Source organism: Limnohabitans sp. DM1, assembly GCF_001269385.1.
Taxonomy (GTDB): Bacteria; Pseudomonadota; Gammaproteobacteria; order Burkholderiales; family Burkholderiaceae_C; genus Limnohabitans_A.
Map to the genome: position 1 here is coordinate 58,071 of NZ_CXOO01000023.1, position 26,651 is coordinate 84,721.

Here is a 26,651-nt window from a genome sequence, read left to right on the forward strand (position 1 = left end):
GGTTTTCCTTTAAGTACCTTCTTGACGGATCAAATCGCGCAGCACGCGGGCGTTGCTGCTTTCTTCGGGGCGCAGGGCGGCGGTTTTTTGGCTGATGTAGTCGGCCATGGCCACCATGCGGTCGCGCTCGGGGTAGAAGCGGGGCACCAGATCGCGCAGCTGGTGCAACACGTCTGTCGGTTCCACCTTGCCTGCTTGCAGCAGGTGCACGGCATACAGCACGCTGCGCAATACGGTGGGGCCAAACTCGTCGGTGGCGTTCATACCGCGCTGGCCCAGTTGGGCAGCGCTTTTCAGGCTGGCTTTGTTGGCACGCACTTCGCCCATGACTTCGTCGCGCTGGCGCACCTTGAAGGCCTTGGCAAAGTTGTCGTAGTTGGACAGCACATGCAGGCCCTTGGCTTCCATGTCGAGCATCTTGAGGTAGAAGCGTTCGATGCCTGTGCAGGCTTCCCACACCCGGGCGTTCATGCCCTCGGGCAGCAGGTAGCCGTTGGCGATGTCCACCGCAAACTCGATGAGGTCATCGACCATGGTTTTCTGGCCCTTGATGCGGGGGCGCAGGGCTTCGCTGGGCATGTCGTTGCCGTCGATGGTCTGGTAGCGGGTGAGCACGCGCAGCGCGGCGGCGTAGCCGGCCATTTGCAGGTCGGCATCTTCAAACAGGTTTTCGTCGTGGTAGAGGTCTTTCACGTCCTTGCTCAGGCCAGTTAGCAAAGCCACCTGGTTCTTCACCTCGTCGGCCAGCTCGTAGGCCAGTTCGTCGCGGGCGGTGTCCTGCGCCTGGGTTCGCTTGCGCAGAACCAGCAAGATGGTGCCTTTCACGTACTGGCCATCACGCAGGGCGCTGTCGGTTTCGGTCACCACGTACCAAGCGGCCGTGACCTGCAGGCCACTGGCCCAGACGATGTTGGCCATGTCGGCCCAGATCGACTCGGACTGGTGCGTGAACATGATGATCTGCAAGCCGTTGTCGGGCATGCACTCGGCCATGCGTTTGTAAGCGTCCACCATGCTGATTTTGAAATCATGGTCTTCGCCTTTGATGGCCATGCTGCGCCGGCTGTCCCACACCCAATTGGCAAATTCAGGATGTGCATTTTTTCTAAGCCATGCAATGAAAAACTCTAAGATTTCTTCATATTTAACAGCGTCACCGTATGGCGGATCAGTTACAAAAATATCGGCATTGAAGTCAATATTGGCTGCTGGCAGTGGTTTGATGAAATGTTCCGATAGAGTAGGAAAATTTGCTGTTTTGCTTGCAAGACTATTCAGTGTGTATGTGCTTGAGCGTGTTCCGTAATTTAGAAGCGTGTTGAGTGCTTGGTTGTCAAAAACCGCTTGCACGCAGCCACCACCGCCGCTACCGTTATCCCATCGGCTTAGTCTTGAGTTTTGATTGAGGCTCTTAGCCATGCTGATTTTTTCAATTGCAGTACTGTTTGCATTGATTAAGCTTGCAAGCAACAACTGCCTTGGATTGAACAAATGGTGCCAATGCGTCCAACCGCGTTCCCGATAGAGCCGTTCGGTTTCATCCCCCTTTTCAATCCGCATGTCCGGCAGCCAGCCCTTGGCTTGCCACTCGGCTAGGTGCTTTTGTATGTAATTTGTGACCTTGGCCTCGCGGGCTTCGTCTTCGGGGGTCACGCTGCGGAATTCGGTTTCGGGGCGGCTGCTGCCGTCGTCCTTGATCCATTGCACGGCGTACAGACGCTCGTTGAAGATGTCGTTGTCGCGGAACACCACGTCTGACACGCTCCACTGGCGAAGGCGGTTTTTGTTGACGCGCACACCGTCCACCACTTCGCTGTAGTCGCCCCGGATTGTGCTGATTTTGGTGCGGTGCTCCACACCATCGACGGTGTGCACCACGCACTGATCTTGGTAGCTGCCTTTCTCGGCGGCTTTCATTTGTTTATCGCTGGCGTTGCTGGTCAGCTCAATCTTGTAACGCTTGTGGGCAGCGTCGGGCACCAACTTGGCCACCACGCGTTTGCCCTTGCTCACCACCAAGGTGGGCAGCACGGGCACCTTCCAGCCCGTCTCGGGGCAGGTGACTTCCAGGCAATACAGGTACACCTTGCCACGCCAGCCTTTGCCTTTTGGTGCGCCATCGGTCTCGATGCCCAGGGCGTCGATCTCTTCTTTGACTTTTTTGACCAGGGCCTTTTGCCCGGCTTCGATTTGCAGACGCTTTTCTGGGCTGGCCCCCACGATGTTGAAGGCACCCCAGGTGAGCATGCAGGCCACGGGGTTGAGGTCGGAGGCGTACACGTCGCAGCCCAGGCGGGCGGCTTCAAAAGGGATTTGGCCAGACCCCGAAAAGGTGTCTCCCACCTTGGGACGGCGGCCAAAACGCATGATGCCCAGCTGCTCCACCAACTCGGGGAAGTTGCTGGCCTGTGTGCCCAAGTGAGCGTTCACGTGGGGCCAAATGTGGGTGTGCACGGTGTCGGCGATTTCTTCGGCCCGCAGGACGTTGCTGGCGGTTTGGCGGTAAGGCTGCTGGGGCAACAGCTGGACTGCCAGGGCGTGTTTTTGGTCTTCGGTGAGGTCATTGCGCCACCTCAAGCGGATGGGGACGGTCTTGCCTTTGTCGTTTTCGTATTCGTAATCGTCCAGATCAAAGGGCGCTGATGTGGGTAGGCCGCTGCGGGCCTCTTCGGGGTTGGTGGTGAACCATTGCCAGACATCGTCGATGTCCAGTTGCGCCACGATGTCTTTGGGCTTGGGCAGGCCATTGCGTTTAGACAAGCTGGTGTCGTCCATGGCCATGAGCAGCTCGAAAATTTCGAGGTCGGCTTTGGGGTTGTCGGTGGCGGGCAACAGGGCACCCAGCACGCAGGCACGGTTGAGTACCAGGGGTTTGCGGCCTTTCCAGTAAGAGCCCAACGCGGTCAGCGTTTGGCCCGATCCGGCCATGCGCTCTTTGTACACGTCGATGGACAAGCGCTGCACGGGCAGCAGCTGTTCGATCAGGGCGGGGGCGTGTTGCAGGCTGAAGGGGGTGACGTTGTGCGCGGCTGGCGTTGGGCTGGCTTGGGTGTTCATCGTGGCGTGTCAAAAAGACTGAAGGTTTGCGGCGTGTCCATGAGCTGGCGCTGGCCGCTCATGCCGATGTCGGAGAGGGCGTGGAACAAGGCTTTGCGCCAGCCGCGTTCGCCGTCTTGCGCCTGGCCGCCTTGGGCGGCGGTCATGGCGTACAACCACCAGCGTTCTTCGGGGCGCAGCGTAGTCCACCGCAGGCAGATGGCATCAAGTTGTTCTGGATGCGCGTGTTCGGCAGCCCATAGCAACACGCACAACTCTTTGCCCAACATGCGGTCGAGCAGGGTTTCGCCGATGTTCCATTTGCCAATACTGGCCTTGCGTTCACGCAATCGCGCGTTGAAGTCTTTGAGCGCAGCTTCACCCAAGGGCTTCCAGTGTCTGCGGGGAAAGCAGGCGCGGGTTTCGCGCTCGGGCATGCCGTTCAGGCCCGCCAGGTAGCCAAATTCTTCGGTCAGGACCACATCACCCGCATTGCCTGCGGGCAGGTCCAACTTGAACACATGCGCACCAAAGGCGGCGCTGGCCCCAAAGCCTGTGAGCTTGATGGTGGGGGCCACGGTGGTTTTGCGCGGGGTGGCGATTTTGTTGGCAGCAGGTTCACCTTGGCTGGCTTGTGCCGTGGTGGTCGCAGCCTTGGGGGCTGCCACTGTTGTGGTGGTCGGTGTTGGCTGGGTTTTGGCCACTTTGCGCACCGTGAGGATTTTTCGCCCTAAGGGGGCCGGGGCTTGCAGGCCGGCACTGTGGGTGCTGCTGGTGGGGGTGTTCATATGGCTCTGCACTGCCCGGTGTAGTTGAAGTCAAAGGCCTGGGCAAAGTCTTTGAGGTCTTGGCCGCTTTGGAATTGCGCCCGGAAGCCCATGGTTATGGCGGTGGTGGGCTGGAAGTTTTGCACCAGGTTTTGCAGCGCCTGCGTGACTTGCTCGGCGCTGAGGTCTTGGCCCGCGATGGCGAACTGGCCAAACGCGTTGCCTTCGCTGATGCGCAGTTCCACCTCGGTGAAGACGATGTTTCGCTCTTTGGCTTTGTCGAGCGCGGCGAACACCTTGTCGCGGGCGTTGAATTGGGCGTTGTTTTGGGTGGGCCAGGCCACGGGCTGCGTGAGCGGCAGGGTGTCTGTCTCTGTGGTGTCGGTGCCAGTGCCCGTGTGCAGTTTGGGGATGGTGAAGTCACCTTTGGCTTCGATGTTGTCGGCCTGCGCAAACACCAGCAGCTTGCAGCCTTCGGCACCGACCTGGAAGGGGGCGCTGTAGTCGGTGCCGTTGCGTGGCTCCACACCGTTGAGGGTGTAGCGCAGCGCGTCGGTGCGTGGCAGCGCCTTGAGGGTGACGGTGCGCTGGCCTTGCACGGGTTCCGACAAGTGCCACTGGATGTTCAGCTTATTGGTCCAGATGTAGGGCGGGGCTGATGGGCACTGGCCAGAGCTGTCTATGGCCAAGAAGGCCACGCGCAACGCGCTGGTTTTGAGTGTGTCGTCGGTCAGGCGCGGGCTGGCGTCGGAGACTTCGCCGTCTTCGGCGTAGTGGATGCGGGTGGTGGCGGCTTTGGCGTTCAACACGCTGACCGACAAGGTGGTGACGCCTTGGTCGTCCATGCGGCCCACGGGGCTGACTTGCACGCTGGCTTGCTTGGGCTTGGGTTTTTTGGTCACATGGCCGTTGCCCAGGTCTTCCCATTTGCCTTCGGTGCAGGCACGGGTTTTGATGCGCTCCAGATCACCCGCAGGCAAAAAGTACATGGAGCAATCGGTCTGCGCTTTGTCCTTGATGTCGGCCCAGGAGGCTTCGTCTTGCTGGCCAAACAGGCGCTCGATGCGGCTGCGCACGGCGTTGAATTTGGTCGCATCTTGCCAGTCGAGGTAGAGCTTGACGGGGTCTTTGGTCAGGGTGAGTTCAACGCGGGCTTCGCCGTCGCTGGAGTTTTCGGCCTGCTCCAGGTTTTTGGCCTGCAGCATGGGTTTGCCTTGGCCCACTTGAAATGGGAAGAGCAGTTTGTCAAACAGGGTTTTGATGACGCCTGTGAAGCTCAGCTCGAACTGTTTTTGCAGCTCCTGAAAGTCTGCCCACTGCGGGCCTGTGGGTTCGATCTTGCGCTGGGCAATGGCTTGCTCGGCGGCGTAGACCATGCGGGCAGATTCTTGGAGTTTGCCCATTTCAAACGAGCGCTCGCCCGAGAGCACCAGCAGGTTGTTGCGGCGGGTGATGCCGTCGCTGAAGATGTTGCCGATTTCTTCGGGCGGCAGGTTGGAGTTGGGCGGCACGATGGCGAGTACGCGGTGCGTGGCCACGGCAGCTTGGATTTCGTCGATCTTGGGCAGGGCCAGCACTTTGCTGTAGGCCGATTTGCGCCGAGGCTCGTACATCTGAGTCAAGCGGTTGGCGATCAGCTCGTTGACTTTGGGGTCGGGTGCACGTTCGGCCAAGCCCGCCAGCATCTTGGTGAGGTTTTCGAGCTTGTCGAAGTAGATGCGGCCTTCACCCGTTTTGTGCATGTACCAGGCCGACTTTTGCAGGTCTTCCAGCGCGGCTTCAAAAAAGCTCAGGTCCACGTTGGGGGCAGCCAGGCATTCCAGCGTTTCGGATTTGGTGAGGCCTTTGACCGGGTTGAGCGCGGTGGACATGCTGGAGATCAGCAGCAGGTTGGCGACTTGGGTGGCGGCGTCGTTGCCCGTGTTGGCATCGATGATTTGGGCATGGGCGCTGCCGTCGGTGCCGTAGATGTCGCGGGAGACAGCGATCTCCAGGCGGGAGATTTGCTAGACTTTGCTGCGCACTTCTTCGATGGACAAGTCAAAGTGCTGCGGACCAATGAGCAGCACGTCGTCGGCCTTGCGGGTCCAAGCCGAATGGAGCAGGCGCGAGGCCAGCTCCATCAGACCCCGGGTTTGCTGGAATTCTTTGTTCTCTTTGAACAGCGAGAAGATGTGTTTCATCTGCGGATGAAACGGGTAGGTCTGCTCAATTTCGGCGGCGATTTGCTCGGGCGTTTTTTGCTGGTTGACTTGGCGCGAGCGCTGGGCTTGCTCCACGCTTTTGGCAAATTGCTGGGCCAGGTTGCGAACCTGGTTTTCGTCGGGCAGCTCGGCAAACAAACGCTTTTTCAGAATGGCGTAGGTTTCGTCGCCCGCCAGGTCCACCGGGGTGATGTTGAAGGCGGTGCGGCCCAGCTCCAGCTTGGCGTTCTCAAGGGCCGAGTTGATCATGGCCGTGCCGTCGGCGTGTGAGGCGTCGAGGTCGGTGATGATGACGCAGACGTTGGCGCACTTTTGTGCGGCGACCATCAAGTTGGACAGCGCGGTTTGCACCACGTCGGCGATGGTGCCTGCACCCACTTGTTGGGTGCGGTAGTAGGCGAAATACGGCGGCATTTCGTCCAGCATGATGAGCGCCGGGCCGGTGAGTTTGGCAAACAGCTCGTTCCAGTGGTTCAGGCCGGGCGCTTGTGCGCCAGTTGCAAAAAACTGCGGATGCCCCAGCTCGCTGGCGATGCGGCCCCAAAAGAAGTCGTTGGGTTGTTCGCGCCCGTTAAAAAAGGTGACCTGCGCCGCGCCAAAGTTGTACTGGCTGGTGGTGGCGCTGAAAAACTCAGACCGCAAAACCGGGTGGCGGGCCAGAAAGGCCATGGTTTTGATCAGGTGGGTTTTACCGCCGCCCATGGCCTGCTTGAGCCTGAACACCGGGTGACCGCCTTTGGTGCCCGACAAGCGCTTGAAGCCTTCCTTGACCAGCTCTTGCATGCCGTGTGTGAGGTAAGACTGCTTGAGGAATTTGCGCCCCTCTTCTTCTTGCAGTGTTTCTTGACCGATGTGTTCAATGGCGTCGTTGATGCGGATGTGCAATGCGCCTTCGTTGAGAGTGCAGGCTTGTTTGACGGTCAAGTACATGGGGTAAGCAGCTTGGAAATGGGTTGAAAGTGATGACCTGAAAACGGTGCAGCGCTTGGGCGCTGCGGCGTGATTTCCGGTAAGTTTTTTTGTGATTTTCTGTACACATTATTGCAATTTCTGGTTGTTATATTCGGCTTAAAAGCATCTTATTTTTGATGCAATTCGTTAAAAACAACCAATTAATGAAATTTGTTGGTGTTGCTGGTCTGGGTCGGTATCTTGGTCATTCATCCACATGATTCAATCGTTTTTCAAACAAGCGCACGACAGAGAGCGTCAAGCTTGTGATGTGCCCCGTTCCCGCTAAGCCTGTCAAACCCATAATTTCGCTGCCTAGTGCCGACAAGCTCAAGCGCGACATGACCCGCGTGGCTGTGCTGCTGCGCAAGCAGCTGCAGATCGAGCACGCGCCGCACATCTCGCCCCAGGCCCAGTTGGTCAAGCTGGCCGACAAGATCAGCAATGTGCGCGACACCCTGGCCTCGCCACCCGCCGATTGGTCGCCTGAGCGCAAACAGGCTTACTTCGACTGGGCCGCCGCCGTGGTCGCAGGCCTGCGCGGCGTGCACCCGGGGCTGGATGGGGTGTTTGATGGGCTGTATGCGCGGAGGTTGGCTTTGCCTAGACAGGCCAAGCGGCCCGATTCATCAAGGGCTTGATATTTGATGCATTCAGTGGCTCACTTGGCGGGATAAAAATACATCAGGAGGGTAGCTTTAAAGCTACAATCAACATGTTTCTATTGAAGCACTATGTCAGCCCACAGGGGGTGGACTTGTTTGGTTTGTGGCTGAATGCGCTGCGCGACAAACAAGCCCGAGCCAAAGTTTCGGCACGCATGCTGCGATTGCAAAACGGGAATTTTGGCGATTGCAAGCCTGTGGGGGCGGGTGTTTGGGAGCTGCGTATCGATTGGGGCCCTGGCTACCGTGTTTATTACGCATTGGCAGACAAAAAAGTGGTGCTGCTTTGCGAAGGCGGCGACAAGCGCTCGCAGCAAGCCGATATCGACCGGGCCGTGGAGCGATGGATTGACTGGCAAACAAGGAGTTCGAATGATCCAACCCGTAAAACATGATGACTGGCTTTTTGCCCAGCTCCAGGATGCCGAATTTGCTGCCGAGTATTTGAATGCGGCCAATGAGGATGACGATCCCCAGACGTATTTGGCCGCTTTGCGCAAGGTGGTGGAGGCGCGTTGTGGCATGACGGCGTTGGCTGCGCAGACGCAGCTGTCGCGAGAAACGCTTTATCGCACCTTGTCAGCCCGGGGCAATCCCACCATCAAAACTTTGGCCGCTGTGCTCAAAGCCACGGGCCTGAAAATTTCCATCGCTCCGGCATCTTGAGCCACGCAGGCTGGCCAATAAGTTCCAGACACGCCATGTGAACTTGCCCCTCTGCGACGCAAGATGTCTTGGGCATTCTGAAAATCGTATTGAGCCGCTCGGGTGAGCGGCCTTTCATTTTCAGGAGGGTCCGATGGGGCAGATCGATTCAGTTCGGGCGGTGCGCGACACCTGCATAGCCTTGGCGTGGGATGGCGTGCGTTCCGTGCGCGTGCATGCGCCGGGCGGCTTCAACCTTCAGTCTGTAGTGTGGACCGCATGGCGCGAAGGTTTGCAGCCCCATTGCCGCGTGCGCTATTGGGACGTGTGGTACCCGCAACTGGCGGCGGGCCGCAAGCGCTTTGTGGTGTGGGTGGCGGCGTGAGGGGCTACTATTGATCCGGCACGCTGAAGTTTGAAATGTGTGCGACATGTCATCTCGTAGGTCGGCACTCGCAGAGTCCGACATGATGGGTTTCGCCGCAGGCTCATGTCGGGGTCTTCGACCGCCGACCTACAACATCTTTGTTGAGCCTTGAAAACTTCTCAGGGCCGAATCAATAAGATGGGGGGGCACAACAGCCGAAGGCATGGCCCCCTGATCCGGTTGAGACTGACAGAGGGGTTAAGCCAGGGATGGCAGGTGGGGGTTCAGCACCACGCCGCAGCGCTCCAGGCGTTTTTTCATGCAGAGCACTTGCGCGTCTTTGCTGTGCAGGGTGGCGGTGTGAGCCACGGCCAGGTCGATGAACTTTTGGTCGTCGGCGTCTTTGCAGGCGTAGGGGGCTTTGGGCGCGTCGGGCTGCAGTTGGGCCCAGCGGTCAAAGTGGCCCAGCACGGCGCTGGCGGGCAATTGGCGGTGCATGAGGCGTTTGGCGATTTGCGGGTAGGCCAGCACGCGGGCCAGTTCTTCGCGCATGGCGGCTGTGGCCAGCCACTGGGTGCTGCCGAGCTCCACGCTGGTGCGCAGGGCCTCGGCTTGGGGCTCGTCAAACACCCACAGGTCGAGCACGATGTTGGTGTCCAGCACGCGGCGCACGGGGGCTTGGGCCAAGTCTGCGCCCGGACCTTCATTCAAGGCCGCGGCCACCTCCATGCGCCCCTGAGCGCCCACCTCCAGGCTCATGGTGCAGATGTTCCCGATGTGTCGGTGCCGGGCGTGCCCGCTGGGCTGCTCGTGCCGTCGCCAGCCACGCGCTTCAAGCTGCCTTTGATCATGTCAAAGCGGAACAGGCGGCATTCGATGGGGCCGTTCCACATGGGCACGCGGCGCGATTCTTTCAGGCGCATTTTGCTGGGCAGCTTCAGGTCGGGCGTGAGCATCCAGGCGCTCCAGCCGCTGTAGTTTTTCTTCCAGTGGCTGGCCAGTTGGGCGAAGAAGTCGCCGCCGTCGTCGGTCTGGGCAGTCTCGCGGTGGTGGCTTGGGGTGGCAGCTCGGGAACTGGCCAGGGCACCCGGCTGGAAGTTGTCACGCCCACGCCCGGCCACACCCGCTGCGGCAATGCGCTCGCCATAAGGCGGGTTGAGCAGCATCACGCCTGGTGTCTCGCTGGGGGGCATGCGTTGCAGCGCGTCGCCGCCCCGGAACTCGATCACACCCGACACGCCTGCGCGTTCGGCATTGCGCTCGGCAAAGTCGACCATGCGGAAGGCCACATCGCTGCCAAAGATCGGCGCGGTGGGTTCGTGTTCGTGGTCGCGGGCTTCTTCGATCAGGCCTTGCCAAACGTGGTTCTGGAAGGGTAGTAATTTCTCGAAGCCAAAGCGGCGCTGCAAACCGGGCGCGATGCCGCAGGCGATTTGCGCCGCTTCGATCGGGATGGTGCCGCTGCCGCAGCAGGGGTCGTACAGGGGCACGGTGGCGTCCCAGCCGCTGGCCGCGATCATGGCGGCGGCCAGGGTTTCCTTCAAAGGCGCGTCACCCTTGTCGGTGCGCCAGCCACGCTTGAACAGCGGCTCGCCCGAGGTGTCGATGTAGAGCGTGGCCGTTTCGGGCGTCAGGTGCGCGTAGATGCGCACATCGGGCCAGGCGGTGTCGACGCTGGGGCGCTCGCCGCGTTTGGCGCGAAAGCGGTCGGCCACCGCGTCCTTGATCTTGAGCGCGGCAAAGTTCAGGCTGTTGAGCGGGCTGTGCTGCGCCGTGATGTCGATCTTGAAAGTTTGCTTGGGCGTGAACCAGATTTCCCAAGCCACTTCGCTGGCGGCGTTGTACAGGTCGTTCTCATTGCGGTAATCGGTGACCGACAGCTGCACCAGCACGCGCTGGGTCAGGCGGCTGTGCAGGTTGATGCGCAGGGCGTCGCGCCACGAGGCGCGGGCCATCACGCCGCCTCGGCCGCTCATCAGGTCGTGGCCCGTCAGGCCCGTGATGTGGTGGACCTCATCGGCCAGGATGCCCTCGATGCCGGCGGCGCAGGGAAGAAAAAGTGTCAAGGCGTTCAAAGCAGTCCAAACGAGAAAAGAATCGGTGATTTTCCTCTACTGGTGCCGGATTGACGAAGAGACGTGATTGTTTTGCAAATCTCATGGTTCACCATAAGTTAAAAAGCACTCAAATAAAGGTTACATTTGAAAATCAAATGACTCAAAAAAGGTTGATTCATGTCCAGCGGCACATTCCAATGGGTGACACGGCGCACAGTGGTTCTGTTTGGACGGTTGGCTTGCGAGGTGATGGCCGCCTTGCTGGCGCTGTGCTTGTCGGCAGGGCTTGTGCTGGCACAAGACACGCCGCAGAACCCTTTTGATGCCAAGGGGCCGCAATTCAATTGGGTTTTGAATGACAATCCCGCCGGTTTGTGCGCGCGGGCCAGCAAAGATGGTACGCACACAGAAGCCGATGCCTGCAGCTACTGGGTGCAGCAAGAGCGGCGCTGCACGCTGGTCACCAAACCGGACAAAGCCTCGCACCATGTGTTGGGTGTTCTTTTTTCAGCCTGTCAGCGGGGCTTGCGTGCTTAAGAAATGGGCACTGTGCTGCTGCGCGAGCCTGATGGGCTGTGCGGTGGACAATCCGCTACTCTTACCGCACAAGAGTTTTATTCCGGTTGCGCCAGTAGACCGCGTGTTGGCTGCACCAAAGATCGAGCACCGGCGCATGGCCAACAGCCGTTTGTTGTGTGACTTGTCCACGGGCGCCCGCATGAGTCAGGCGTGCGCCGTGTGGAATGTCAAAACCAATGTCTGCACCATCATTACCGAGCCGCATGCCCCGTATGAAGTGTTAGGCCATGAGGTTCGGCACTGCTTTGAAGGGCACTTTCACTGACCCTGGATGTCTACCCAGGCGCATCCGTTGTAGGTCGGGGGTCGAAGACCCTGACGGTTTCAGCCGCTCATGCTTTTGCGCAAATTGGCCGGGGCAATGCGCAAGGCTTCGCGGTACTTGGCCACGGTGCGGCGAGCGCAGTCAATGCCTTGCTCTTTGAGCATTTCCGAAATCTGGTTGTCGGACAGTGGTTTGGCCGTGCTTTCGGCCGCGACAAACTGTTTGATCAGGGCCCGCACGGCGGTGCTGGATGCGGCGCTGCCGCTGTCGGTGCCCAGGCCCGAGCCAAAGAAATATTTCAACTCGAAGGTGCCTTGCGGCGTGGTCATGTATTTGGCCGTGGTCACCCGGCTGATGGTGGACTCGTGCATGCCCAGCTCGTCGGCAATCTCGCGCAACACCAGCGGGCGCATGGCCAGTTCGCCGTGCGTCAAAAAGTTCTTTTGTCGCTCCACGATGGCGGTGGACACGCGCAAGATGGTGTCAAAGCGCTGCTGAATGTTCTTGATGAACCAGCGGGCCTCTTGCAGGCGCTGCTGCAAGCCCGCATGGTTGTCGCCCTTGCCGCCGCGCAGGGCGTTGGCATAGATGTCGTGCACGCGCAGTTTGGGCATCACGTCGGGGTTGAGCTGGATGCGAAATTGGGGGGCACCGCTTTTGCGGGTGTTCACCACCAGCACGTCCGGGATGATGATGTTTTGCTCGGCCAGCGCAAACGGCCTGCCCGGTTTGGGTTCGAGCCGCGCCAAGAAGGTGATGGCGGTTTTGATGCGCGCTTCGCTCAGACCGCACAAGACGGCCAGCCGTTTGAAGTCGCGTTTGGCCAGCAATTCCAGCGGGTGTGTGCAAACGGCCAAGGCCGTGTGGGCCACTTCCTCCCCGGGTTCGTCGGCAAGCCGGGCCTTGATCTGGATGCGCAGGCATTCGGCCAGATCGCGGGCGCCCACGCCCACCGGTTCGAGCGATTGCAGCAAGCCCAGGGCCACGGTGAAGCGGTGTACCAATTCATCGCGTTGTTCGACGTCTTCTTCACCGGCCAGGCTGGCAGCTAACTCGGGCAAGGAGTCGGTCAAATAACCATCGTCGTTGAGTGATTCGATCAAAAAGCGCAGCGCCGCCCGGTCAATCTCGGACAGGCGCAATGACAAGGCCTGACGGTGCAAAAAGTCGGTGAGTGAGCCCGTGTTGCGAGCCAGCTCGACGGCGTCGGCGGTTTCTTCGCCCTTGTTGTGGCGGGCGGGGGCGTCACCGCCCCATTCGCTGTCGTCGGGGCGCATGTCCACGCTGCCGTCACCGTCCCAGCTTTCGGCCACGTCGGTCACGGCTTCGTCACGGGTTTCGCTGGCGCTGTCATCGCTGCTGCTGGCGGTGCTGGCACTTTCGCTCACGCGGTCACCCAGGCTCACCCGCGCATCGGCCTGGTCAATCCCAAAGGCCTCTTGCGGTGCTTCTTCTGCGGCGCGTTCCAAAAAAGGGTTGTCGTCCAGCATCTGGTCGACTTCTTGCGACAGCTCCAGCGTGGACAGCTGCAGCAAGCGGATGGATTGTTGCAGCTGGGGCGTAAGCGCCAGGTGCTGGGACATGCGCAGCGACAAACTGGGTTTCATGCCGGGGCTTTCATGTCAGGACACAGCATGCCGGGCATCACATGCGGAAGTGTTCACCCAAGTACACCCGGCGTACATCGGCGTTGGCCACGATCTCGTCAGGTGTGCCTTCGGCCAGCACCCGGCCCTCGCTGATGATGTAGGCGTGGTCGCAAATGCCCAGCGTTTCGCGCACGTTGTGGTCGGTGATCAGCACGCCAATGCCACGTTGCTTGAGAAAGGCGATGATGCGCTGGATTTCGATCACGGCAATCGGGTCGATGCCTGCAAAAGGCTCGTCGAGCAGGATGAAACGCGGGTCAGTGGCCAGCGCCCGGGCGATTTCGACCCGGCGGCGCTCACCCCCGGACAGGGCCACCGCTGCCGAGTCGCGCAAATGGTCTACGCGCAAATCGGCCAGCAATTCACTCAGGCGTTGTTCCACGGCGTCGCCGCTCAAGGGGCGACCTTGGGCGTCGGTTTGCAATTCAAGGATGGCGCGCACGTTGTCAGCCACCGACAGCTTGCGAAAAATCGAGGCTTCTTGCGGCAGATAAGACAGGCCCATGCGTGCCCGTTTGTGGATGGGCAAATGCGTCACGTCCTGTCCGTCGATCAGGATCTGTCCGCCGTCGGCGCGCACCAAGCCCACGATCATGTAAAACGAGGTGGTCTTGCCCGCGCCGTTGGGGCCCAGCAAGCCGACCACTTCACCCTTGTCCACTTGCAGCGAGACATCGTGAACCACTTTGCGGCTGCCATAAGCTTTTTTCAGATGGCGAGCCTCCAGGCGGCTGGCAGGGGCGGTATCACTCATGGTTTTTTGCTTTCGCCAACGCTCGGGCTGGTGCGCAGTGTGGGTGCGGTGGGCGCTGTGGGTGCTGCCTGTGGTGTGGCGGCGTTTTGACGCGGGGTGAGCACGGCGCGCACGCGTTGGTTGCGCTCGGTCGCTTGCCCGGCCGTTTGTCCAGCTGTGGGGCGGACCTGTTTCTGGCCGTCCACGGTCATCACTTCGGTGGTGTTGTTGAAGACGATTTTTTCGCCATGGATCTGGTCGGCCAACTGGGCGCCGCGCAACAGGCGCACTTCGGCGCGCTGGATCAGGGTCACCACATCGGCCTGGTTGTCATAGATGGCCATTTCGGCTTCACCTTCGGTGAACTCATCCAGGCCTTCGCGTTTTTGGCGAAAAAACACCCGTTCATTGGGTGCAGCCCAGAGTTTGGCGACTTGTTTGCCTTGGGTGTCTTGTTGCACTTCCATGCGGTCAGCGCGCAGCACCAGCGTGCCTTTGACCGCTACCACCCCGCCATTGAACTGGGTCAGCTGCTTGGTTTCATCGTGGCGCATGGTGTCGGCCTCAATGTGCATGGGCTTGTCCCGGTCGGCCTTTTCGGCCCAGACGGGCGCACACAGCAGGCCGAGGCTCAAGGCCAGGAGGCACATGGGGTGGAGGGTGGACTTTGAGGGCATGAATCTTGCTCGTGACAATTTTTGATTGTAGGCGCAAGGGTCTGGATTCAGGCCTTCAGAGGGGCTCGGAGCCGAAAAAAAGCCAGGTATGTCGGAGCTGAAGCCATCGACCGACTAGGCAAGCCCGTCATTTTCGTAGGTCGGCGGTCGAAGACCCCGACAAGGGGCGTGTGCCGAAGCCAGCAACGTTGGACTCTTCGAGTGCCGACCGACAAGCCCACCCTGCAGCAGCTTTGCGCACAGCGCACAGGCCTTGAGGCCTGAAACCAGGGGCTCAGCGCGCCTGACGGGTCTGCGCGATCAGGGACTCGGCCACTTTCAGTGCGCGCTCCATGCTGCCGGCCAGGGTGCCGTCCACGTAGTAGCGGCCGGCCACACCCAGCGAAGGCACGCCTTCTATCTTGAAATCGTTTTGCAGCTGGACGGCACGCTTGAGCTTGCTGGCTACGCCAAAAGATTTGTAAATCTCGCTGAATTTGGCTTTGTCCACGCCCTGTTTTTCGACCCAGGCCAGGATGCTGGCGTCCGTGTTCAGGGCTTGCTTTTCAGCATGCACGGCCACAAACACCTTGGCGTGCAGGCTATCGAGCAGGTTCATCGCTTCGAGTGTGAAGAACAGGCGTTGCTGTGGGGCAAAGTCTTCCCGAAAAGCCACGGGGATGCGGCGCACCACCACGTCCTTGGGGGCGGTTTTGACCCATTGGGCAAAACTGGGCTCAAACATATGGCAGTGCGGGCAGCTGTACCAGAAAAACTCGATCACCTCGATCTTGCCTTTGTCCACTTCGGTAGGCAGTGGGCGGTCCAGCGTCAGATAGTCCTTGCCCGACTTGAACAAGGCGGCTTGCGCCCAGGCGATAGAGGTGCTGAGGGCTGTGCCGGCGGCGAACAGGGCGGAAGAAAAGAGACGGCGTTTCATGGGGGGCTCCAAAAAAATGAAGGGGCTCTACGGAAATCAGCGCTGAACGCGCACCAAGGTGTTTTCAATGCCACCGCCGTCGAGCTGCTTGCGCACGCGCTCAGCAGCATTTTTGTCGGCAAAGGCGCCCAAGCGCACCCGGTACACGGTGCGTCCTGCCTGATCGCGTTCAGAGACTTTGGCGTCCAGCCCCATCAGGGCCAGTTTGGCTTTTTGGGCATCGGCGTCGCCACTGGTGCGGTAAGCGCCGACTTGCACGAAATAGTCAAAAGGATCGTTGGCAGGCGTGCTGGTCGCCGCAGGTGTGGACAAGCCTGCCTTGGATTTGGCCAGATCGCCCAGCGGGTCAGCGGTAACGGCTGGACGGGGTTCTCCTTTGGCGCTGTCGCTGTGGGGCTTGTCAGCAGATTTTTCTGCCGATTTGTCTGCTGTTTTTTCCACGGGTTTTTCGGCCGCTTTGTCACTGGGGTTGTCTTCGGCGCGAGGGGGCTGTGTGGCCGGTGTGGCGGGCACCTCAGCCGGAGGCTTGGGCTGCAATACGCTGTTGGGATTCCAGTCCTTGTTTTTCTGGGTTTCTGCGTTGTCCTGCTCGGTGGTGCGGGGCTGGTTTTTGCTGGAAAAGGGCGTGGGCACCTTGGTCACATAAATGGCCACGGCCAGGGCCAGGCCCAGACCGAGCACCAGGCCCATGATGAAGCCCAGAAAAGTACCGCCGCGTTGAGTGTGTGTGTTCATCGTGAATTACATCTTGACGGGCGCAGACACGCCCAAAACCTTCAAACCATTGCGCAGCACCTGCGCGGTGGCCGCCACCAGCGCCAGACGTGCTTTTTTAACCGCTTCGTCGTCCACCAAAATGCGCTCGGCATCGTAGTAGCTGTGGTACTGTGAGGCCAGGTCGCGCAAATAGAAGGTCACGTCGTGCGGCGCGAAGTCGTTGGCGGCAGACGTCAGCATCTCGGGGTACTTGGCCAGGGCCAGCATCAGCGCGTGGGCTTGCGGGCTTTGCAGGGCAGAGAGGTCTGCATGCGTCAGGCTGGCGGTGTCCCCCCCCCAGGCATTCAGCACCGAACAGATGCGTGCGTGGGCGTACTGAACGTAATACACCGGGTTGTCGTTGTTTTGCGCCAGCGCCAGGTCGATGTCGAAGATGTATTCGGTGTCGGGCTTGCGCGACAGCAGGAAAAAACGCACCGCATCCTTGCTGGTCCACTCGATCAGGTCGCGCAAGGTCACGTAGCTGCCTGCGCGCTTGGAGATCTTGACTTCTTCGCCGCCACGCATCACGCGCACCATGGTGTGCAGTACGTAATCGGGGTAGCCCTCGGGAATATCGACATGGGCCGCCTGCAGGCCTGCACGCACGCGGGCGATGGTGCCGTGGTGGTCGGTGCCCTGGATGTTCACCACGCGGGTGAAGCCGCGCTCCCACTTAGTGATGTGGTAGGCCACATCGGGCACAAAGTAGGTGTAAGTGCCGTCGCCCTTGCGCATGACGCGGTCTTTGTCGTCGCCGTAGTCGGTCGATTTGAGCCACAGGGCGCCGTCTTGCTCGTAGGTCTTGCCTGCGTCCTTGAGTTTTTGCACGGCCGCGTCGACCTTGCCGCTGGTGTACAGGCTCGACTCCAGGTAGTAGTTGTCGAACTTCACGTCGAAGGCTTTGAGGTCCAGGTCCTGCTCGTGGCGCAGGTAGGCAACGGCAAACTGGCGCATGCCATCCAGGTCGTTCACATCGCCACTGGCGGTGAACTCTCGGTCGTCGGACTTGACGGTCTTTTTGGCCTGAAAGTCGTTAGCGATGTCCTGGATGTAGTCGCCGTTGTAGAAGGCTTTGCTCTCGGGGTTTTCGGGGTCAATTGGCCAACCATCGTCGCCGGGCTTGACGCCACGGGCGCGCATTTGTGTGCTCTTGGCCAGCGTGCCGATTTGCACGCCCGCGTCGTTGTAATAGAACTCGCGGTAAACCTGCTGGCCTTGCGTGGCCAGCAAGTTGCAGATGGCGTCGCCCAATGCCGCCTGGCGGCCGTGGCCCACATGCAAAGGGCCGGTGGGGTTGGCAGATACAAATTCGACCAGCACCTTGCCCGATTGAGCGGGCTGCTGGCCAAAACAGTCGGCCGCTTGCAGCACTTCGTGCACCACGGCCTGCTTGGCGGTGTTTTTCAGGCGGATGTTGATGAAGCCCGGACCCGCCAGTTCGATGGCTTCCACCCAACGCTCAAAGGCGGGGGTGGTTAGCAAGGCGGCACGCAGCGTTTCGCCCAGTTGCCGGGGGTTTTGCTTCAGGGCTTTGGCCAGCTGCATGGCAGCGGTGCAGGCCAGGTCGCCATGGGCGGCCACTTTGGGAGATTCAAAGGCGGCACGCGAACCGGCACCGGTTTGGAGTTTTTCAAGTTCAGCCGACAAAGCGGCGAGCAGATGTTGTTTGACAGAAAGCATAGACGGCCATTTTACGGGGCGTGTGGCGGTATCCGGTAATGTCGGACTCTTCGAGTGCCGACCTACGGGGTGGTATTTGTCTGTGGTCAAAGACCCTGGCATTTGCGTCGGCGTTCTGGGGTTATGCTTTGCGGCGTTCAATGGGGTTCGTTTCTGGTGGAAACGGGCGCCGTTCGGTCTTTTGTCAATTCTGGAGAAATGTGGCATGTCCCGTCTGGCCCGCACCCAAGATTCGCTGACGCTGTCGTGCGTCATGCCCGCCTACAACGAGGCCCGCAACTTGCCCCAGGTGGTGCCCGCCGTGCTGCAAGTGCTCAAGACCTTGGCGGCGCGGGTCGAAATCATCCTCATCAACGATGGCAGCCGTGACAACACGGCCCAGGTGGCCCGAGACCTGTGTGCCCAATGGCCCGAGGTGGTGTTGCTCGACTTGTCGCGCAATTTTGGCAAGGAAGCGGCCCTGACTGCCGGGCTGGAAGCGGCCCGTGGCGACGTGGTGGTGCTGATGGACGCCGACGGCCAGCACCCAGTGGAGCTGGTGCCCCTGATGCTGCAAAAGTGGCGCGAAGGCCTGGATGTGGTCTATGCCGTGCGCCGTACCCGCGAGGACCAATCGGCTTTGCATGGCTGGTTGACCGGCTGGTTTTACCGCCTGATCAACTGGGGCAACCGGGTCGAGATTCCGGCCAATGCGGGCGATTTCCGGCTCATGGACCAGCGGGTGGTGCAGGCGCTCAATGCCTTGCCCGAGCGCAACCGATTCATGAAGGGGCTTTATGCCTGGGTGGGCTTTCCCAGTGTGGCGGTCGATTACGAGCCCCTGCCGCGTCAAGCCGGGCAAAGCAGCTTTGGCCTGCGCGGGGCGTTTTCGCTGGCGCTCACGGGCATGCTGGCGTTTTCCACGGTGCCCTTGCGCTTGCTGACCACGGTGGGCTTGATTTTGGCCTTCACGGCCATGGGCTATGGCGCCTGGGTGGTGGCCGAGTATTTTTTATGGGGCATACGGGTGCCAGGTTACGCCACGATTGTGGTCAGCGTCATGTTTTTCAGCGGCATCCAGCTGTTTTCGCTGGGCCTCATGGCCGAATACGTGGGGCGCATTTATGACGAGGTCAAGCGCCGCCCCAACTATTTACTCAAGGACCGCACAGGCGCTGGCTTGCAGGCCCCCCCTGGACAGGACGCGGCGTGAGGCGAGATGGGCTGCACTCGGGCGTTTGGTTTGGGCTGGTGGGTGCCGGCGCCGCCCTGACCCACATGGGCGTGTTTGCGCTCTTGCGCCATCACTGGTGGCCCGAGCTGGCCAATGTGGCGGGCTTTGTGGTGGCTTTTGGCCTGAGCTTTGTAGGCCACCGCTGGCTCAGCTTTGCAGGCAGCGCCACCACCCTGGGGCAAAGCTTTCGCCGCTTTGCGCTCACGGCCCTGGCGGGTTTTGCCTGCAATGAAGCCGCCTTTGTGCTGTTTTACCGACTGCTGAACTGGCCTTCACTGCTGGCGTTGTTTCTGGCCATGGTGATCGCGGCAGGACAGACCTTTGTCTTCAGCCGGTTTTGGGCTTTCCGTCGATGAAGGCTTGTTTGGTTTTTGCCCATTGCTGCAGCCAAACACTTGGGTGACCAATCGACCACATCAACTGGATTTACACGCTTCGATCTCAATGACGCGAGTGGCTGAGCAATGACGGGAAAGGCGCGTTGCCATGACGAACATCCTTGAGTCAAGGCGCCATGCTTGTCCATGCGACAAGGTGAAGACGTCGACTGCGCAAGCCCATCAAACATCTCAGGCGATACGCGTTCTACGCTTTTCTAATGTAAACATTTAAATTAATTTTTAATTAAAATTTAGATTTTTTTTGTAATTTTTTTCGTTACCATCTTTCCATTTTCTGGCAGACGTTTGGTCAGAAATCACGAAGAGTAAGCAATGCGAATCAAGCACACAAAAAATAATTCAGCGGCAAAAAAATTAACAAGCTCGGCGCTCTTGACCTTGCACTGCATTTGGGCCCATGCGCAAATAGCTCCCCCTGCAGTCAATGATTTATCGACCGAACAAGAGCGGCGTGCACAAGACCGAATCACGCAACAAAGGCAGGCCCAGGAAAAAACAAGGGATGTGAAGCTCCCTGCTCCAGCGTCATTGCCAGAGGCGTTGTTGCCGACAGATGAAAGTCCCTGCTTTAACATTCAACTCATCACCCTCGATGCCGGGCTGGACCCACTTGCATTGAGCTTGATGCATGGCCTTGAAAAAACCGCCCATGGCGTGCCGGATAACCCGGTGGGGCGTTGCATAGGTGCCAAAGGCATCCAACTGATCATTGACCGACTTCAAAACCAATTGATCGCCAAAGGCTTTGTGACCAGCCGCATTCTGGCCAGCCCGCAAAATCTGCAAACCGGCACGTTGGCACTTCAATTGGTCTATGGCAAGGTCAACAGCATCCAGTGGCAAGACCCTCAAGCGGGTGCCCAACACCGAGCCACACAATGGAATACGGTTCCCATACAACCCGGTGACATTCTTAACTTGCGAGACATCGAGCAAGCTTTGGAGAATTTCAAGCGCGTCCCAACTGCCGAAGCAGACATACAAATTGCACCTGCTTCAGAACCCGGCTACAGCGATATTCGCATTCAACACAGCCAGCCCTTTCCGTTTCGCCTCAACATCTCTGCCGATGACAGCGGCATGCCGAGCACAGGCAAATACCAAGGCAGCACAACCCTCAGCTACGACAACTGGTGGACCCTGAGTGATTTGTTTTACGTCACCTTGAACCGTGATCTCGGTGGGGCGGAGCCTGGCGCACGCGGCACCAAGGGATACACCGTGCATTACTCATTGCCCTTGGGCTATTGGCTTTTCTCAACGACCCAAAGCTACAACCGTTATCACCAGACCGTTGCAGGCGCTCAACAGGATTACCTGTACAGCGGAACCAGTCGAAACACTGAAGTCAAACTTTCTCGCATCATTCATCGCGACGCGGTGGGAAAAACCACAATCAGTGTCAAAGGATTTCAGCGTCAATCAAGAAACTTCATTGACGACACAGAAGTCCAGGTTCAGCGACGTGTTGTGGGTGGCTTTGAATGGAGCTTGGGTCATAAGCATTCCATCGGAAAAGGCAGTGCAGAAGGCAGCTTGAGCTACCGACAGGGCACAGGCGACTGGGGTTCATTGCCGGCGCCAGAAGAAGCTTTTGGTGAAGGCACTTCACGCATGCGGCTTTGGCTGGCAGAAGGCACTTTGCAGCACCCACTCATGCTGGGCGGCAGAGCCTGGAACTACAACGGCCAGTTGCGCGCCCAATACAACAACACCCCCCTCACCCCGCAAGACCGCATGGCCATTGGTGGTCGATTCAGCGTGCGCGGGTTTGATGGCTTGAGCGTGCTCAGTGCTGAGCGCGGCTGGGTGCTGCGCAACGAAATGGTCACCCCCCTTGTCCGAGGCCATCAGTTTTATCTGGGCATTGATCACGGACAAGTCGGTGGCGCAACGGCAGACAAATTGGTCGGTACTCGGTTGACAGGCGCTGTCCTGGGTTTGCGAGGGCAATTCCACAAACTCCAGTACGACGCATTCATTGGCCAACCCTTGTCAAAACCAGAGCAATTCAACTCTGCGTCTTATACGGCGGGATTCAATGCCAGCCTGAGTTTTTGACAAGCATCGGTGACGGCATCCATTTTTTAAGGCGAACACGAAATTCGCGTTCGCCATTGAATTGACTATTTGACAGTGACAACAAGGGGATAAGGGCATGAACAAGAATACCTACCGCATCATTTTCAATGCAGCCAGGGGCTGCTTAATGGCTGTGGCCGAGGCCACCACATCCAACGGCAAAAGTGCGAAAGGGGAATGCACGGGCAGCCGCCGCAAAGTCACCGTGTCACACGTTAGCGTGATGAAGTCGTTCAGTGACATAGCGATGGCCTCAAAGTGGATGAGTTACGGACTGCTGCTGGGGACGTTCATGTGGATAACGCCTATGCACGCACAAACCGTGGCCACACGCATTGCAGCAGACCCCAATGCGAACAGAGCTCAGCAAGCAACCGTGGTGCGCACATCCAATGGCACGGTGCAAGTTGACATTCAGACACCCAGCGCTGCAGGTGTCAGCCGTAACACGTACAGTCAATTCGATGTGGGACGTGAAGGTGCCATCCTGAACAACAGCCGTACCAGCGTGCAAACCCAACAAGGCGGATGGGTGCAAGCAAACCCCTGGTTGGCCACAGGCAGTGCGCGGGTCATCCTGAACGAAGTCAACTCCACCAAACCCAGCTACCTGCAAGGCTATGTGGAGGTCGCAGGCCCTAAAGCCGAAGTCATTGTGGCCAACCCGGCAGGCATTGCTGTCAACGGGGGCGGCTTCATCAATGCCAGCAAAGTCACCCTGACAACCGGCACACCCATCATGAACGCGGGATCATTGGACAGCTATCGCGTCCAAGGCGGAGCCATCCAAATTGACGGACAAGGCTTGGACACCAGAGGCATGACGTACACCGCCATCCTGAGCAGAGCACTCCAGGTCAATGCAGGCATTTGGGCGCAACAGCTGCAAGTGGTCACCGGTGCCAACCAAATCCAGGCCGGTAGTCTCGGGCCAGACAGCACACCACAAACCAGCCGAATTGATGGTGCGGGCGCTGCGCCAAGCTATGCGCTTGATGTGGCCCAACTCGGCGGCATGTACGCAGGCAAGATCCATCTTCTGGGCACCGAGGCTGGCGTGGGGGTGCGCAATGCCGGGTCGGTGCAATCCAACGCCGGGGCACTCACCCTCAACCATGAAGGCTGGCTGAGCAACAGCGGAACCTTGCAGGCCAGCGGTGATGTGGTCGTGCAAACGGGGCAAACGCTGAGCAACAATGGCACCGTGTACGCCAGCGGCCAACTGCAACTTGCCAGTGGCACAGATCAGCAACACAGCGGCACAGCCGCAGCCCTGGGTCAGGTCCTTGTGCAAGCTGGAACCCGCATTGAATCCACGCGGCAAGCACTCATTGCCGCAGGCATCCAGACGGATGGCGTCCTCGTCGCAGGACAAAATTTAACAATACAAGCCCAAGGCCAGGTCCAACTCAATGGCCAAACACTGGCATCCAAGCAACTGCAAATCAACGGTGCAGCCGTAGATGTTTCTCAAGGAAAAATCACTGCACAGCAAGCACAGCTACAAGCCAGTCAAGGTGATCTTCGGGCCAACGGCAGTGACATCAACATCGCCCAAACCCTGCAATTGATGACGCCACAAACCCTGCAAACAGACGGCGCCAAGATTCAAACCCAACAACTCGATCTGCTCGCCAGCAACTGGAGCAACATTGCAGGCCATGTGGAACAAACCGGCACCACCCCACTGAGCCTGCGCACCGGCGCGCTCAACAACACCGGGGGCAGCATCACCACCAACGCCCAGGACTTGACGCTGCAAACCGGCGCATTCAACAACACCGATGGCCGCATCGGGCACGCAGGCACGGGCACGCTCAGCGCCACCGTGGCGAGCCTGGACAACACCCGGGGCCAATGGGTGGGCAACGGGTCCGTCAACATCCGCAGCAGCGGCAACGTCACCAATGCAGACGGCCTGCTCTCGGCCACCAGCCAACTGAGCCTCACCAGCGCAGACCTGAGCAACACCAGCAGCGGCACACTCAAAACCGCCACCGGCATCCAGAGCCAAACAAGCCATGTCGAGCTCAATGCGCAAAACCTCAGCAACACCGGCAGCATCTATGCCGCCCAAGACTTGCGCACCACCGCTCAAAACGTCAACAACGCAGGCAGCTTCTATGCAGCCGGCCAGCAAAGCCTGAGGCTGAGCAAAGCCCTCAGCAACAGCGGCACCATTGCCGCAGCCAAAGACCTCACGATCAGCACCGCCAGCCTGAGTGGCAGCAGCACCGGCGTACTGGCCGCCAGCATGGCCGCCAATGGCCAGCTCACGGGCACGGGTGCCTTGACGGTCGACGCCACAGGCGCACTGCAAAGCGCAGGCCAGAACCTGGCCACAGGCCTGGTGCAGCTGAACGGCGCCAGCCTGGACCTGAGCGGCAGCACCACAGGCAGCACCATCGCCGATGTGCGCCTGGCCGCCAGCAGCGGCGACATACGCACAGCTCTGGCCCAAATCAGCACCCCAGGCCAACTGCGCATCACGGCCAACAACACGCCCCTGCAAACCCTGGACAACACCCAAGGCCACATCAGCGCCCGGCAACTGGACATCAGCGTGGGGCAAATCAACAACACACGAGGCACGCTGGAACAAACAGGCACCACCCCACTGAGCCTGCGCACCGGCGCGCTCAACAACACCGGGGGCAGCATCACCACCAACGCCCAGGACTTGACGCTGCAAACCGGCGCATTCAACAACACCGATGGCCGCATCGGGCACGCAGGCACGGGCACGCTCAGCGCCACCGTGGCGAGCCTGGACAACACCCGGGGCCAATGGGTGGGCAACGGGTCCGTCAACATCCGCAGCAGCGGCAACGTCACCAATGCAGACGGCCTGCTCTCGGCCACCAGCCAACTGAGCCTCAGCAGCGCAGACCTGGTCAACACCAGCAGCGGCACGCTCAAAACCGCCACCGGTATCCAGAGCCAAACAAGCAAGGTCACGGTCAGCGCAAACACGCTACGCAATCAAGGCCTCCTGGCCGCTGCACAAGACTTGGACATCCAGGCCTGGAGTATTGACAACCAACAAGGCACCCTGGCTGCAGTACAAGGCAATTTGCAACTGTCCACCTCACAAGGCGGTTTGGACAACCGAGATGGGCGTATCCAGCTCGCCAAAGATCTGACATTGACCTTGCAGGGCAACGGCAACAGTTTGCGCAACACGGGCGGAAAAATCCAGTCGATCAGCGGACAGGCACACATCTCTTCAGGCGCGCTGGACAACAGCGCTGGCCTGATCAGTACAGGTGGCGCACTGCATATCGACACCCATGGCCAAACCCTGACCAACCAAGACAGCCACAGCAACGACGGCACGCGTCCACTGGGGCTGATTGCAACGGGCGACCTGCGCATCCAGGCGGCAGACATCAACAACCGCAGCGGCCTCATTCAAACGCAAGGCACCCTCAATGTTCAAGCCAATGACGTGGGCAACAATGCGCCCAACGCCTTGATTTTCAGTGCCAAAGACAGCACCTTGACATTGCGCAATCTGGACAACAACGGCGGCAAAATCCTGGCCGTCGGTGCATTGACCCTCCAGGCCAGCGACACAGTGACCAATACAAAAGGTTTGCTCCGTGCGGGTAGTGAACTGGGCGTGACCTCCTCGCGCATCCAAAACACCCAGACCACGGGCGTCGATCAAGGCATTGAGGCTGACAACGTCAAGCTGGTCAGCGACCAGATAGACAACACGCAAGGGGCCGTTCGCACAGCCAACAATTTGACCCTGTTGTCCGACGGTCAAATCAACAACACCGACGGTTTGCTCAACGCTGGCGCACAACTGCAAATGGGTGCCCGACAAGCCAGCGCGCCACAACTGGCCGTGAACAACACCCGTGGTCTGGTGGTGGGCAACAGCGAGGTCAACATCCGGGCTGGCCAACTGAACAACGCCTCAGGTCAGGTCATCTCCAAAAGAGATGTGATTCTGGACCTGCAGGGAGACCACCGCACCGATGGGACTTTGCAAGCCGGGCGAGACATGAGTCTCAAGGTGACCGGCACCCTGAGCAATGATCGGCTGCTGCAAGCTGGGCGTCACCTCACGGCGCAGGCGCAAAACATATTGAACAACAGCAATGGTCAATTCATCAGCACAGGCACCACACGGTTGCTGGCCAACCATCAACTGACCAACCGGGGGGTGATCGACGGCGCGGACACCCAACTGCGGGCCGACACATTGAGCAATCTGGGCACTGGGCGTATTTATGGTGATCGGCTGGCCATGGGTGCCAACACCCTGAACAACACGGACGAAACCATCGACGGTGTGACCAAAGCTGCCACCATCGCTGCACGCGAAAGATTGGACATAGGCATCAGGGATCTGAAAAACACCAACAATGCCCTGATCTACAGCATGGCCTCCATCAACATTGGTGGAACGCTGGACGCCAACTGGCAGGCCACAGGCCGGGCCAACGACGTGCTCAACGACAGTGCCACCCTGGAAGCGGGCAGCGACCTCAAGATCACCGCTGCAAGCGTTCGCAACCTGGCCAGCAGCCTGACCTATGAACTCAAGCCGCTTGCCTCGCAGACGGTGTCGCAATACACCACCGACAAAGGCATTGTTGACAGCAAAGATGTGGGTTGGCGACCCGCAGTCCAAGATGGGTTTTTTAGGTTCGTAAATAACGAGGTTTTGGTGCTGCGCAGCAGCGCTTATGGCGATGTCAAATTCAAAGCCATTTACGATGGCCCCGACGCTTTTTTCCCAGAGTCGGGCAGTAACTGTGACGGTTGCACATACACCCCCGCCAGCCCCTCCTACGCCGCAAACCACAGCGTCTGGCAAGCCATGGGCGTTGCTGCGCCCACACAAAGCTTTGAAGTCAACCCGAAACCTTGGGTCGCTCTGCAAGCCAAAATTAATGCCATGCGTGGCGATGTCCAGAACAACTGGGCCAGCTATAAAGGGCCCCAATATCGGGACTAGACAGAAACACCCACACCACCCAAAACCACA

The 26,651-nt window shown here is 59.4% G+C and carries 21 protein-coding genes and 1 pseudogene; 10 read left to right on the forward strand and 12 right to left on the reverse strand.

The genetic code is table 11. The features are described 5' to 3' along the window. Positions 1-9: 9 nt before the first annotated feature. From AMM33_RS09400 to AMM33_RS09415, 4 genes are all read right to left on the reverse strand, one after another. Positions 10-3,057 carry an anti-phage-associated DUF1156 domain-containing protein gene (locus AMM33_RS09400; protein WP_090140688.1) on the reverse strand — a complete coding sequence of 1,016 codons (3,048 nt, stop codon included), beginning with the start codon at positions 3,055-3,057 and terminating at the stop codon, positions 10-12. After that, positions 3,054-3,824: a DUF3780 domain-containing protein gene (locus tag AMM33_RS09405; protein ID WP_090140690.1), complete on the reverse strand. Its 771-nt coding sequence runs from the start codon at positions 3,822-3,824 to the stop codon at positions 3,054-3,056. The genes AMM33_RS09400 and AMM33_RS09405 overlap by 4 nt, the downstream gene beginning before the upstream one ends. Beyond that, positions 3,821-5,674 (reverse strand): hypothetical protein, encoded by a 1,854-nt coding sequence (locus AMM33_RS09410; RefSeq protein ID WP_090140693.1) that lies wholly within the window; start codon positions 5,672-5,674, stop codon positions 3,821-3,823. Before AMM33_RS09410 ends, AMM33_RS09405 begins: the two co-directional genes overlap by 4 nt. A gap of 135 nt (positions 5,675-5,809) precedes the next feature. Continuing rightward, the gene (locus AMM33_RS09415) at positions 5,810-6,937 is read right to left on the reverse strand and encodes a DUF499 domain-containing protein (RefSeq protein ID WP_090140695.1); all 1,128 of its coding nucleotides are present in this window, start codon (positions 6,935-6,937) and stop codon (positions 5,810-5,812) included. Between the two features lie 386 nt (positions 6,938-7,323). Here AMM33_RS09415 and AMM33_RS09420 point away from each other — a divergent pair. The 4 genes and pseudogenes from AMM33_RS09420 to AMM33_RS09435 all read left to right on the forward strand — a co-directional run. Then, a pseudogene (locus AMM33_RS09420) lies at positions 7,324-7,599 on the forward strand (hypothetical protein); the annotation flags it as partial. After that, positions 7,596-8,018, forward strand: a complete 423-nt coding sequence (locus tag AMM33_RS09425; protein ID WP_369802426.1) for a type II toxin-antitoxin system RelE/ParE family toxin — start codon at positions 7,596-7,598, stop codon at positions 8,016-8,018. The pseudogene AMM33_RS09420 and the gene AMM33_RS09425, both read left to right, overlap by 4 nt. Next, positions 7,996-8,289, forward strand: coding sequence for an addiction module antidote protein (locus AMM33_RS09430; protein ID WP_090140700.1), 294 nt, complete (start codon positions 7,996-7,998; stop codon positions 8,287-8,289). The genes AMM33_RS09425 and AMM33_RS09430 overlap by 23 nt, the downstream gene beginning before the upstream one ends. Before the next feature lie 133 nt (positions 8,290-8,422). Next, complete coding sequence (locus tag AMM33_RS09435; RefSeq protein WP_090140702.1) at positions 8,423-8,653, forward strand: hypothetical protein; 231 nt, start codon at positions 8,423-8,425, stop codon at positions 8,651-8,653. A gap of 240 nt (positions 8,654-8,893) precedes the next feature. Here the strand turns inward: AMM33_RS09435 and AMM33_RS09440 are convergent, their stop codons facing one another. Further along, a complete protein-coding gene (locus AMM33_RS09440) occupies positions 8,894-9,394 on the reverse strand; it encodes a PIN domain-containing protein (RefSeq protein ID WP_228768046.1) in 501 nt (166 codons plus the stop codon). Beyond that, positions 9,391-10,710: a THUMP domain-containing class I SAM-dependent RNA methyltransferase gene (locus AMM33_RS09445; RefSeq protein WP_090140704.1), complete on the reverse strand. Its 1,320-nt coding sequence runs from the start codon at positions 10,708-10,710 to the stop codon at positions 9,391-9,393. Before AMM33_RS09445 ends, AMM33_RS09440 begins: the two co-directional genes overlap by 4 nt. Before the next feature lie 159 nt (positions 10,711-10,869). Here AMM33_RS09445 and AMM33_RS09450 point away from each other — a divergent pair, with 159 nt between their 5' ends. Both AMM33_RS09450 and AMM33_RS22410 read left to right on the forward strand, forming a co-directional pair. Continuing rightward, positions 10,870-11,229 carry a hypothetical protein gene (locus tag AMM33_RS09450; RefSeq protein ID WP_090140706.1) on the forward strand — a complete coding sequence of 120 codons (360 nt, stop codon included), beginning with the start codon at positions 10,870-10,872 and terminating at the stop codon, positions 11,227-11,229. Positions 11,230-11,332: 103 nt separating this feature from the next. Further along, positions 11,333-11,536 (forward strand): hypothetical protein, encoded by a 204-nt coding sequence (locus tag AMM33_RS22410; RefSeq protein ID WP_090140707.1) that lies wholly within the window; start codon positions 11,333-11,335, stop codon positions 11,534-11,536. Positions 11,537-11,595: 59 nt separating this feature from the next. Here AMM33_RS22410 and AMM33_RS09460 read toward each other — a convergent pair whose 3' ends face one another. From AMM33_RS09460 to argS, 6 genes are all read right to left on the reverse strand, one after another. Beyond that, positions 11,596-13,143 carry an RNA polymerase factor sigma-54 gene (locus AMM33_RS09460; protein WP_090140709.1) on the reverse strand — a complete coding sequence of 516 codons (1,548 nt, stop codon included), beginning with the start codon at positions 13,141-13,143 and terminating at the stop codon, positions 11,596-11,598. A gap of 37 nt (positions 13,144-13,180) precedes the next feature. Next, positions 13,181-13,939: an LPS export ABC transporter ATP-binding protein gene (gene lptB, locus AMM33_RS09465; protein WP_090140711.1), complete on the reverse strand. Its 759-nt coding sequence runs from the start codon at positions 13,937-13,939 to the stop codon at positions 13,181-13,183. After that, positions 13,936-14,568 carry a lipopolysaccharide transport periplasmic protein LptA gene (lptA, locus tag AMM33_RS09470; protein WP_228768047.1) on the reverse strand — a complete coding sequence of 211 codons (633 nt, stop codon included), beginning with the start codon at positions 14,566-14,568 and terminating at the stop codon, positions 13,936-13,938. The genes lptB and lptA overlap by 4 nt, the downstream gene beginning before the upstream one ends. Positions 14,569-14,869: 301 nt before the next feature. Next, positions 14,870-15,514, reverse strand: a complete 645-nt coding sequence (locus AMM33_RS09475) for a thiol:disulfide interchange protein DsbA/DsbL (protein ID WP_090140715.1) — start codon at positions 15,512-15,514, stop codon at positions 14,870-14,872. Between the two features lie 36 nt (positions 15,515-15,550). Further along, positions 15,551-16,249, reverse strand: coding sequence for an SPOR domain-containing protein (locus AMM33_RS09480; RefSeq protein WP_090140717.1), 699 nt, complete (start codon positions 16,247-16,249; stop codon positions 15,551-15,553). Between the two features lie 6 nt (positions 16,250-16,255). Next, on the reverse strand, positions 16,256-17,953 hold the full coding sequence (gene argS, locus AMM33_RS09485) for an arginine--tRNA ligase (RefSeq protein WP_090140719.1): 1,698 nt from the start codon (positions 17,951-17,953) through the stop codon (positions 16,256-16,258). Positions 17,954-18,158: 205 nt separating this feature from the next. On the opposite strand from argS, the gene AMM33_RS09490 reads away from it, so the two are divergent. From AMM33_RS09490 to AMM33_RS09505, 4 genes are all read left to right on the forward strand, one after another. Beyond that, positions 18,159-19,145, forward strand: a complete 987-nt coding sequence (locus tag AMM33_RS09490; RefSeq protein WP_228768048.1) for a glycosyltransferase family 2 protein — start codon at positions 18,159-18,161, stop codon at positions 19,143-19,145. Next, complete coding sequence (locus AMM33_RS09495; RefSeq protein ID WP_228768049.1) at positions 19,142-19,522, forward strand: GtrA family protein; 381 nt, start codon at positions 19,142-19,144, stop codon at positions 19,520-19,522. Before AMM33_RS09490 ends, AMM33_RS09495 begins: the two co-directional genes overlap by 4 nt. A gap of 669 nt (positions 19,523-20,191) precedes the next feature. Then, complete coding sequence (locus AMM33_RS09500; RefSeq protein WP_228768050.1) at positions 20,192-21,628, forward strand: ShlB/FhaC/HecB family hemolysin secretion/activation protein; 1,437 nt, start codon at positions 20,192-20,194, stop codon at positions 21,626-21,628. 97 nt (positions 21,629-21,725) lie between these two features. Continuing rightward, positions 21,726-26,621: a two-partner secretion domain-containing protein gene (locus tag AMM33_RS09505; protein ID WP_090140723.1), complete on the forward strand. Its 4,896-nt coding sequence runs from the start codon at positions 21,726-21,728 to the stop codon at positions 26,619-26,621. The last annotated feature ends 30 nt before the right edge of the window (positions 26,622-26,651 follow it).

Coding starts and splice junctions, on each gene's coding strand:
- AMM33_RS09400 (WP_090140688.1), bottom strand. CDS start 3,057: ATGAACACCCAAGCCAGCCCAACGCCAGCCGCGCACAACGTCACCCCC.
- AMM33_RS09405 (WP_090140690.1), bottom strand. CDS start 3,824: ATGAACACCCCCACCAGCAGCACCCACAGTGCCGGCCTGCAAGCCCCG.
- AMM33_RS09410 (WP_090140693.1), bottom strand. CDS start 5,674: ATGTCCACCGCGCTCAACCCGGTCAAAGGCCTCACCAAATCCGAAACG.
- AMM33_RS09415 (WP_090140695.1), bottom strand. CDS start 6,937: ATGTACTTGACCGTCAAACAAGCCTGCACTCTCAACGAAGGCGCATTG.
- AMM33_RS09430 (WP_090140700.1), top strand. CDS start 7,996: ATGATCCAACCCGTAAAACATGATGACTGGCTTTTTGCCCAGCTCCAG.
- AMM33_RS09435 (WP_090140702.1), top strand. CDS start 8,423: ATGGGGCAGATCGATTCAGTTCGGGCGGTGCGCGACACCTGCATAGCC.
- AMM33_RS09440 (WP_228768046.1), bottom strand. CDS start 9,394: ATGAGCCTGGAGGTGGGCGCTCAGGGGCGCATGGAGGTGGCCGCGGCC.
- AMM33_RS09450 (WP_090140706.1), top strand. CDS start 10,870: ATGTCCAGCGGCACATTCCAATGGGTGACACGGCGCACAGTGGTTCTG.
- AMM33_RS09460 (WP_090140709.1), bottom strand. CDS start 13,143: ATGAAACCCAGTTTGTCGCTGCGCATGTCCCAGCACCTGGCGCTTACG.
- lptB (WP_090140711.1), bottom strand. CDS start 13,939: ATGAGTGATACCGCCCCTGCCAGCCGCCTGGAGGCTCGCCATCTGAAA.
- lptA (WP_228768047.1), bottom strand. CDS start 14,568: ATGTGCCTCCTGGCCTTGAGCCTCGGCCTGCTGTGTGCGCCCGTCTGG.
- AMM33_RS09475 (WP_090140715.1), bottom strand. CDS start 15,514: ATGAAACGCCGTCTCTTTTCTTCCGCCCTGTTCGCCGCCGGCACAGCC.
- AMM33_RS09480 (WP_090140717.1), bottom strand. CDS start 16,249: ATGAACACACACACTCAACGCGGCGGTACTTTTCTGGGCTTCATCATG.
- argS (WP_090140719.1), bottom strand. CDS start 17,953: ATGCTTTCTGTCAAACAACATCTGCTCGCCGCTTTGTCGGCTGAACTT.
- AMM33_RS09490 (WP_228768048.1), top strand. CDS start 18,159: ATGTCCCGTCTGGCCCGCACCCAAGATTCGCTGACGCTGTCGTGCGTC.
- AMM33_RS09500 (WP_228768050.1), top strand. CDS start 20,192: ATGCATGGCCTTGAAAAAACCGCCCATGGCGTGCCGGATAACCCGGTG.
- AMM33_RS09505 (WP_090140723.1), top strand. CDS start 21,726: ATGAACAAGAATACCTACCGCATCATTTTCAATGCAGCCAGGGGCTGC.